Origin of the sequence: Streptomyces sp. 8L, assembly GCF_020176795.1 — a bacterium.
Taxonomy (GTDB): domain Bacteria; phylum Actinomycetota; class Actinomycetes; order Streptomycetales; family Streptomycetaceae; genus Streptomyces.
Map to the genome: position 1 here is coordinate 1 of NZ_JAIUKE010000406.1, position 8239 is coordinate 8239.

Consider the following 8239-nt stretch of genomic DNA (forward strand, 5'->3'; position numbering starts at 1 on the left):
CGCGCCCCAGGCGCGGACGAGTTGGGCGGCAGGAGCCCCGAGCGCGGCACAGCCGGGCAGCCGGCCGGCCAGGACGGACCCGGCGGCCAGCGCTTCGGCGGCGCAGGCGGCGGCGAGCCCCGAGGCCGCCGCGCCGGGGAAGCCGTGGACGGCGAGCAGCCGGGCGAGCAGCAGCAGCGTGCCGAGCCCGACGAGGGGCCCGAGCGGGACGCGGCCGTGGAACACGAGCGGGACGAGCAGCCCGATCGCGGTCAGGGCGACCGCGTACAGCGCGACCGCGGCGAGCAGCAGCGGCCTGGTGTCCGCGGCGAAGTCGGCGAGGCTCCGGCTTTCCGCGAGTCGGCGCCGGGCCTGTACGGAGAACAGGCGCGCGCACCAGGCCGCGGGGGCCACCGCGCACGACAGCGCCACGAGAGGGACGAGGTCCGGGTGCCGGGCCGCGTCCGGTCCGCCGCCGAGGAGCGCGTGCAGCGCTCCGTCGCCGCACACCGCGTACGCGAGGAGCCAGGCGGCCCACACTCCGGCGGCCCGCGCCGGGCGGCCCCCGGAGCGCAGCGGCCCGCGGCGCAGGCTCGCGGCCACGGACCAGACGAGGGCGCACGCGCCCGCCGCCACCGCACCGAGGCGCGCGGGTCCTTCGAGGTGGCACAGGGCGAGCAGGGTGAGCGCCGCCGGCGCGCCGGGAAGCAGGGTGAGCAGCACCCAGGACGCCGGCCCGCTCCGCGCGGTTCTCGTCACGGGCGCGGGGCCGGGGGCCTCCCCGTCGTGGGGGACGCGGGCGTACAGCTCCTCGGCGAGCGCGAAGACGTCACGGTGGCGGAAGCCGGAGAGCGCGGCCCTGTCCGTCAGGCCGTGCGCCTCGAGGCCCGCAGCGATCTCCAGCGGGTCGACGGCGCTCTCGCAGAGCCGCCGGTGCCGGTGCAGGAGCAGCTTGACGGGGTCGGCGGTGCCGCGCGGGGCGCCGCGCCGGAACCCGGCGCCCGAGGCATCGCCCCCGTCCTCGGCCTCGTCGCCTCCGTCGCCTCCGTTGTCCCAGCCGGTGTCGGCGGCGCGGCCGATGCCACCGACAGAGGTACCTCCGACGCCGGTACCACCGACGTCGCTACGGTCAACACCCGTACGGCCACCGTCGGCGCGTCCAACAACCGCGGGCTCAGGGGGCGTTCGGCCGGCGCCCGCACCAGAGGACTCGCTACCACCGACACCGGTGCCTGCGGCACCTGTCCCTTCGGGCCCCCACCGACGGGGGGCGTGTGCGCCGTCGGGCGTTGTGCCGGTGTGTACGGCGGCCTCGCGGCCGTACCGCGCGCCGCCCGTCCGGGCCCGCGCCCTCGCGTCCGCGGCGGATGCGTCGCTTGCCATGGTGGTGCCTCCGTCAGACATCGCGGCCTCCGGCGCCCGCCGCAGCTCCCGCGCCGACGACACAGCGGCCGGCCTCCTCGGCCCAGCGCACCGGCACGTGTGCCTCCGCGGCAGCGGCGAAGGGCAGCGGCGCCCCGCCCGCACCGACGACCGCCGCCGTGGGGCGTCCGGGACTGTGCGAGAGGACATCGAGATAGACCTCCCGGAAGGCGGCCACATTCTGCTCGGGCGTGAAGAGTTCGAGCGCCCGGGAGCGCGCGGCGGCACCGAGGCGCCGCCTGCGGCCGTTGTCGGCGAGCAGGCCGAGGATGGCGTGCGCGAGGGCCTCCGGGTTGCGCGGCGGGACGACGAGGCCGGTGCCGCCCACGACCCCGACGACGGCGCCGGCCTCCGTGGAGACCGTCGCACGGCCGCAGAACATCGCCTCGGCGAGGCTGACCGGGAACCCCTCGGCGGAGCCGGGCAGCACCACCACCCCGGCGCTCGCGTAGACGCCGGGCAGTCCGGGTGCCCCGGGTCCGCCGGCGTCCTCGAAGGAGACGGGGTTCCCGCCGGTCTCGTACGCGCCCTGCGCCCGGTCCGGGAAGAGCCGCGCCGCGAGGGCCCGGCAGTGGGCGAGGCAGGCGGCTCCCGCGCCGGCGGCGACCTCCGTCGCGACGAGGCGCAGCCGGGCCGCCGGCCGCTGCTCGCGGACCCGCGCGAACGCGTGGAGCAGCGAGACGAGGTCCTGGTCCGGCCCGATCGCGCCGACCCAGACGAGGGTGTCGGGGTCGCCCGCGTCGTCGCGCTCCCCCACGCCGGCGAACCGGTCGGCCGCCATGCCCGGGTGGATGGTCCGCAGCTTCGCGCGGTCGGCGCCCGACCGCTCCTGCCAGCGGCGCGCGTGCGCGTCGCCGGACGTGACGAGCTGGGCCGCGCGGTAGACCTCGGCGGCGAGGCGGCCGTGGAACGCGGCGAGCAGGGCGCGTACGGGGGTGCGCGCGGCGTCCTCGCGTGCGCCGTCGTTCGCGAGGTAGTGCGTGCGCAGGTGCACGTCGTGCTCGCTGACGAGGAGGGGGACCCCAAAGAAGCGTTTGGCCAGCAGGCCGGGGAGGGCCGCGGGGCCGGCCGTCGTCGCATGGCAGAGGTCGACGGCCGAGAGCCCCGCGTCCCCGCCGCCGTACCAGTCGAGGGAGAGGGGGCGCAGAGCGCGCTCCAACGCGTCGGCGAAGGCCACGAGATCGGACACGGACGCGTCGCGCACGCTCCGGCGCGCGCCGGGCGCGCGGCACGCCGCCTCCAGGATGCGGAGCGCGGTCTCGGAGCGGAGTGCCGCGCAGAGCCCCCCGCGGTCGGCGGCGAGTTCCGCGAGTCCGTGGAGGCCGGCGGAGAAGGAGTCCGCGCGCTCGTCGCAGACCCCGAGCGCGAGCTGCCCGAAGTGCCCGGCGAACCGGCGGCGGTCCCGCCTGCCGTACCTCCGCCCGTCGTCGGCCGGGGCCCAGGGGGACGCCGTGCGCACCCGGCGCGCCTGCGGCGGGGGGCCGTCGAGTCCCCGCTGGCCCCGGCGCGGGTCGCGGCCGGGCGTGTCATCGAGCGCGTAGACGTCGAACTCGTGGTCCGCGAGCCCCCGTACGAGCCGGTCGCACCAGAGCCCGCACTCACCTGTCGCGTACGGATAGCCACCGTACGTGAGCAGTCCGATCCGCACGAACACTCCCCCGTTCCTCCCCGTGGGAGGCCGCCGTCGGCCCGGCGACCCGCTGCGGCACGACCGTATGCGGACAGGAAGGCGGCACGATGGACGGTTGTCCATCGCGCCACCGGAAGGGGTGAATGCTCGTAACTTTCCCGGACTCGGCGCGTTGGCGCCCATCAGGGGCGCACGGGACGACGCGCGAGCGGGGCGCGCGGGTGTCCCCCCGGCGCCCGGGACGGCGCGTCAGCCCTCCGGGTACACCCAGGGGTTGGCCCGGCACTTGATGCCGTTGATGTCCAGCGACTTGGTCTGCTGCTGCATCACGGGCGCGAGCGCGCCGGGGGTCGTACAGGACACGTGGTCGTGGCCCAGGCGGTGGCCGACCTCGTGGTTGATGAGCATCTGGCGGTACGCGTGCATCGCGCCCGGGCCGTAGGTCGCCGCGCCCCGCGCCCACCGGTACGCGTTGATCATGACGCGCTGGGTGGCGGCCGAGTCGCACGAGACGTGCTCCTCGCTGGTGTCGAGACCGGACTTGGCGCACCACACGTCGGTCGTGCCCGGACTCGCCAGAGTGATCACGAAGTCGGGGGTGCCGCTGGAGATCCGCTCGAAGGTCCTGGCACCGTGGTGCGCCCAACTGCGGTCGTCGTTGAGCGTCTTCTGCACGGCGTCGGCGAACAGCCGTCCGTCCAGCGGGAGTCCGTCCTCGATGTCGACGCGGTAGCGGTAGCGGCGCCCGGTGCCGGGGGCCTTGGCGGAGCCCGGCACGGCGCTGAAGCGGCCAGACCCCTTCAGACCGGGCGAGAGCGGGAAGCGCTCGGCCATCAGCTGGTCGTACGTGGGGGCCGGGGCCCGTACCGGCCTGGCCCGGGTGCTCGCGGCGGCCGTCGGCCGGGCCGCGCCGCCGCCCGCGGCGTCCGCACGGCTCGCGCGGCTCTCGTGGCCGCCCATCATCTGCCCGGCGACGACCACGGCGAGGACGGTGGTGACGGCCGCCGCGGCGACCCCGCCGAACGTGCGTCCGGGGGACCCGCGCCGCGCCGTCTCCCGGACGGCCTCGTCCGCGGGCGGCCCGCCCGGCGGGGGACTCTCGGCGGGCGCCGCGAAGGCGTCGAGGTATTCGGGCCGCGGGCCCGGCAGCCGGGGAGGCGCGGCGCCGGGCGCACGCGTGCCGGGCCGCGCCGCGGACGCTGTTGTTGTCGTGCCTTCCGTGCCCGGGCCGCCGCTCCGGCCGGGACGGGCGCCGGGGCCGGGGCCGCGGACCCAGTCGCCGTATCTCGGCCCCGCCGTGGCCGTTCTGGGCGGGTCGGGATGTGGCGGGTGTCCGGCAGGCCCCGGGTGGCCCCCGCGCGCCTGGGGAGTGCCCCGCGCCGGGGTGCCCGGCCCGTCGGCCGTGGCGCCGTCGGCCGGGCGGCCGTGGTCCTCATCGGGGTGCCGCTCCACGGGGACCCGCCGCCGCTCCCGCGCCGGGCCGGGGACGGCGGCGCCGGGGACGCCCGGACCGAGGCCCGGGTCCGCAGGGGCCCGCGGCGCGCTCTCGCGCGGGCGGGGACCCGCGGGAGGCTCGCCGTCGGGCGCGGGACCCGCGCGGCCTTTGCGGCTGTGTCGTCCCACTCCCCGGATCAGCTCCCGTCGTTGTCGGCGATGAGGTCCCTCGCCGCTCCCGCCACCTCGCGGGGAAACTCCATCATGGCCACGTGGCCCGCCTCCGGCAGCGTCAGCAGGCGCGAGTCGCGGAAGGCCCGGGACGCCTTGCGTGCCATACGGAAGGAGATGAGCTGGTCCCGACCGCCGTAGACGAGGAGCGTCGGCGCGAGGACCCGCTCGGCCTGCCGCCACAGCCCGTACTGGCCGCCCAGCGTGTACGCGTTGACGATACCGCGCGCGGAACGAGTCATCGCGTCCCAGAAATAGGGCAGTTGGAGCCTGCGTTCGGTCTCCGCGACGGCGGCCCGCAACTCCTCGGGGCCCACCGACGCCGGGTTTCCGTAACAGAGCGCGAGCACACCGCGCGTCCGCTCCTCGGCTGTCCAGTCCCTGCTGAGACGCGCGAACAGCGGTGTCACACCGGGCACCGCCATCAGCGCGGTGGGCAGCGCGCCGCGCTGCACCCGCAGTTCGGGCAGGGCGGGCGAGATCAGCGTCAGGGTGCGTACGAGGTCGGGGCGCGCGGCGGCGACGCGGGTGGCGACGGCGCCGCCGAGCGAGTTCGCGAACAGGTGCACGGGGCCGCGGTCGCGCGCGTCCAGCAGCCTGATGACGGCGCGCGCGTGTCCGGTCACCGAGTAGTTGCCGTCGTCGGGCGGCGGCGAGTCGCCGAAGCCGGGCAGGTCGACCGCCTCGCCGTCCACGACGTCCGCGAGCAGCGGCATCAGCGCCGACCAGTTCTGGGAGGAGCCGCCGAGCCCGTGCACGTACAGCGCGGGGGCGAGCCCGGGCCGGGTGCCGGGGCGGGCGCGGACGGACAGGGTCAGCCCGGGCAGCGCAACCGAGTGCAGCTCCTCCCCCTCCGCGACGCGGACGGGTGCGGCCCGCGGAGTCGCGGCGGCGGCGACGGATTCCGGAAGCTCGGTCGAAGACATGGCCGCAATGTTACGAGAGAGTCACGCCCGGGATCGTGTGGCGGCGCTCACAGGTCGCGTGGCGTCGGAGGAGGGGGAATTCTAGGCTCGGTACGGGGAAGCGGGAGCGGGAGGCTTCCTCCGCCTCCCATGGAACGGGAGGCCCCGCCCGAACAGAAGGGCCCTCTCAACAGAAAAGGCCCTCTCAACAGAAGGGAAGGCCTTCTCCCAGCAGAACACGGAGACCCGGCACAGAACGCGGAAGGCAGAACGCGGAACGCCGAGGCCCGGTCGCGCGGAGCGGCAGGCGACCGGCGGCCGGAAAGGCTTCCGGAGAGCGGCGAGCCGGGAAGACCGGAGCCGGAGACACCGGACCGGCGCCGCCCGGGCCGGGCGTCAGGGCCGTCGGGGGCGGCGCCGGCCAGGGCTCCGAGACCCCAGACCGGAAGGGCGCACATGTCAGACCCCCAGGACCCCAGGGACCCCGAAGAGCCCCGCACGTTCACGCGGGACACGGGCGGCGACGGCCTGCCGGCCGAGACCCCGGAGGCCGACGCCGCGGAGCAGCGGACCGCCCTGCGCCGCGACGAGGACGAGTCCTCCGGGGAAGAGCCGGCCGGCCCGGGCGGTTCTGACACCGAGGCGGACGACGCGGACCGGGCCGAGCAGGCACGCCCCGCGGGCGGCGACGAGGACGACGACTACCGCTGACCCGGGTGAGGCCGCCGCCGGTCCGGGTACTTCGTCAGTGCCGCGTATGCGAAAAACTCCCGCCTCACCGCGCACGAGCGGGTTACCCAAAAGTACGATGGCCAGTCGGGGCCCGAGCGCACCCGGCCGCCTGCGGACCACGTAGGCGGGCCCGGCGGGGCGCACAGACGATTGGGAGGCGGCGTGACAGCCATGGAGCAGACGGAGGCGGCGCGCCCGCGGGGGACGCGGCTTCCGCGTCGCGCCCGGCGCAACCAGCTGCTCGGCGCGGCTCAGGAAGTCTTCGTGGCCCAGGGGTACCACGCTGCGGCGATGGACGACATCGCCGAGCGCGCCGGGGTCAGCAAGCCGGTGCTCTACCAGCACTTCCCGGGCAAGCTCGAGCTGTACCTGGCCCTGCTCGACCAGCACTGCGAATCGCTTTTGCAGGCCGTCCGCACGGCGCTGGCGTCGACCACGGACAACAAGCAGCGCGTCGAGGCGACGATGGACGCGTACTTCGCGTACGTCGAGGACGAGGGCGGCGCGTTCCGGCTGGTCTTCGAGTCGGACCTGACCAACGAGCCCGCGGTGCGCGAGCGGGTGGACCGGGTGGCCATGCAGTGCGCCGAGGCCATCTCCGACGTGATCGCCGAGGACACCGGCCTGTCGAGGGACGAGTCGATGCTGCTCGCCACGGGCCTCGGCGGTGTGTCCCAGGTGGTGGCGCGGTACTGGCTTTCGAGCTCCTCGCCGGTTCCGCGCGAGCGCGCGGTCTCGCTGCTGACGTCCCTCGCGTGGCGGGGCATCGCCGGCTTCCCCCTCCACGGCGAGCAGCACTGACGCGGAGGCGGCGCCCGGCGCCGCCCAGCGGGCCGCGCCGGGGGTCCATTCCCGTCGCGTGTTCGCTGCGGGCGTTGCCGTGCGGCGTCTTCGGCACCCCCGGCGCGGGCTAGTGTGTGCTGCGTACCGCGCGGCTGACCGCGCAACGCACTGACCGTTCGGAGGGACATAGCCGTGGAGGTCAAGATCGGCGTGCAGCACGCGCCCCGGGAGATCGTTCTGGAGAGCGGGCTCTCCGCCGAGGACGTCGAGAGCGCGGTGGCGGACGCGCTGGGCGGCAAGGCGCAGTTGCTCAGTCTCACGGACGAGAAGGGCCGCAAGGTCCTCGTACCGGCGGACCGTCTCGCGTACGTGGACATCGGCGAGCCGACGACGCGGCGGGTCGGCTTCGGCCCGCTCTAGCCCCTGTCCGACAGGTCCCGCCCGCCCTCTGTGCGGACGGGACCTGCGTCGGACGAGGCCCGGCCCTGTACGGCGGATTGCCGGACGGGGTCCGGCCCAGGGCGGCATCTGGTCCGGGGAGGCGTCCCGCTTCCCCGTTCCCGCCCACCGCACGGCCCGGCAGGGTTGCCTGCCGGGCCGTGCGCGTCTTTCCGCGTCCTCGCCGGGCCCCGCCGCGGTCCGCCGGGCCCGTCACATCCCGTCGCGTCGGATCACCTGATCGCGGGGTTGGTCCTCACCGAAGGGTTGTGTGCCGTGCACGCCGGGTAATGACCGGCTGGACGCGTCGGCCACTCGCCCGGCGCGCCGCCCGGAAGCCGCGAGGTGTTCACCGTGATCCTGGAGATTCTCGGCTCTGCCGTGCTCGGTCTCGGCCTGTCCCTGGCCGCGGCCCAGCTGCTTGCGCGCCGCCTGCCGGCCCGCCGCCTGGTCCTCCTGATGGGCGGCCTCGGCGCGCTGTTCGGCGCGTATGTCACCCATGAGGCCCTCGGGCCGGGACACGCGCTCATCACACTGCTGGGCGCCGCCGGCGTCTCCGCCGTGATGATCTCGCTGCTGGTGCGCCCGCCCGCACCGGTCGCCGGGGCGCCGGTGCGGCGGGCGGTGCCGTAGGCCGCGGAGCGGGGGGGGGGGGGGGGGGCGCGGGGGGGGCGGGCCGCGGGGG

At 76.3% G+C, this 8239-nt stretch carries 8 protein-coding genes; 4 read left to right on the plus strand and 4 right to left on the minus strand.

The annotated features are described in order from the left end of the window. The 4 genes from LCE31_RS28805 to LCE31_RS28820 form a co-directional block, all read right to left on the minus strand. Window positions 1-1362, minus strand: a 1362-nt coding sequence (locus LCE31_RS28805; RefSeq protein WP_225019358.1) for a hypothetical protein, incomplete at its 3' end; no start/stop codon positions are given. Between the two features lie 13 nt (window positions 1363-1375). Next, window positions 1376-3049, minus strand: coding sequence for a DUF3492 domain-containing protein (locus tag LCE31_RS28810; RefSeq protein ID WP_225019376.1), 1674 nt, complete (start codon window positions 3047-3049; stop codon window positions 1376-1378). A 231-nt stretch (window positions 3050-3280) separates the two neighbouring features. Next, the gene (locus LCE31_RS41360) at window positions 3281-4012 is read right to left on the minus strand and encodes a DUF3152 domain-containing protein (RefSeq protein ID WP_374118580.1); all 732 of its coding nucleotides are present in this window, start codon (window positions 4010-4012) and stop codon (window positions 3281-3283) included. A gap of 650 nt (window positions 4013-4662) precedes the next feature. After that, window positions 4663-5622, minus strand: a complete 960-nt coding sequence (locus LCE31_RS28820) for an alpha/beta fold hydrolase (RefSeq protein ID WP_225019362.1) — start codon at window positions 5620-5622, stop codon at window positions 4663-4665. 435 nt (window positions 5623-6057) lie between these two features. Here LCE31_RS28820 and LCE31_RS28825 point away from each other — a divergent pair, with 435 nt between their 5' ends. The 4 genes from LCE31_RS28825 to LCE31_RS28840 all read left to right on the plus strand — a co-directional run bounded on the left by LCE31_RS28825 (window position 6058) and on the right by LCE31_RS28840 (window position 8187). After that, on the plus strand, window positions 6058-6312 hold the full coding sequence (locus tag LCE31_RS28825; RefSeq protein ID WP_225019364.1) for a hypothetical protein: 255 nt from the start codon (window positions 6058-6060) through the stop codon (window positions 6310-6312). 183 nt (window positions 6313-6495) lie between these two features. Next, on the plus strand, window positions 6496-7134 hold the full coding sequence (locus LCE31_RS28830; RefSeq protein ID WP_225019365.1) for a TetR/AcrR family transcriptional regulator: 639 nt from the start codon (window positions 6496-6498) through the stop codon (window positions 7132-7134). Between the two features lie 174 nt (window positions 7135-7308). Then, window positions 7309-7536 (plus strand): DUF3107 domain-containing protein, encoded by a 228-nt coding sequence (locus LCE31_RS28835; protein WP_225019368.1) that lies wholly within the window; start codon window positions 7309-7311, stop codon window positions 7534-7536. A gap of 372 nt (window positions 7537-7908) precedes the next feature. After that, window positions 7909-8187: a hypothetical protein gene (locus LCE31_RS28840; protein WP_225019370.1), complete on the plus strand. Its 279-nt coding sequence runs from the start codon at window positions 7909-7911 to the stop codon at window positions 8185-8187. The last annotated feature ends 52 nt before the right edge of the window (window positions 8188-8239 follow it).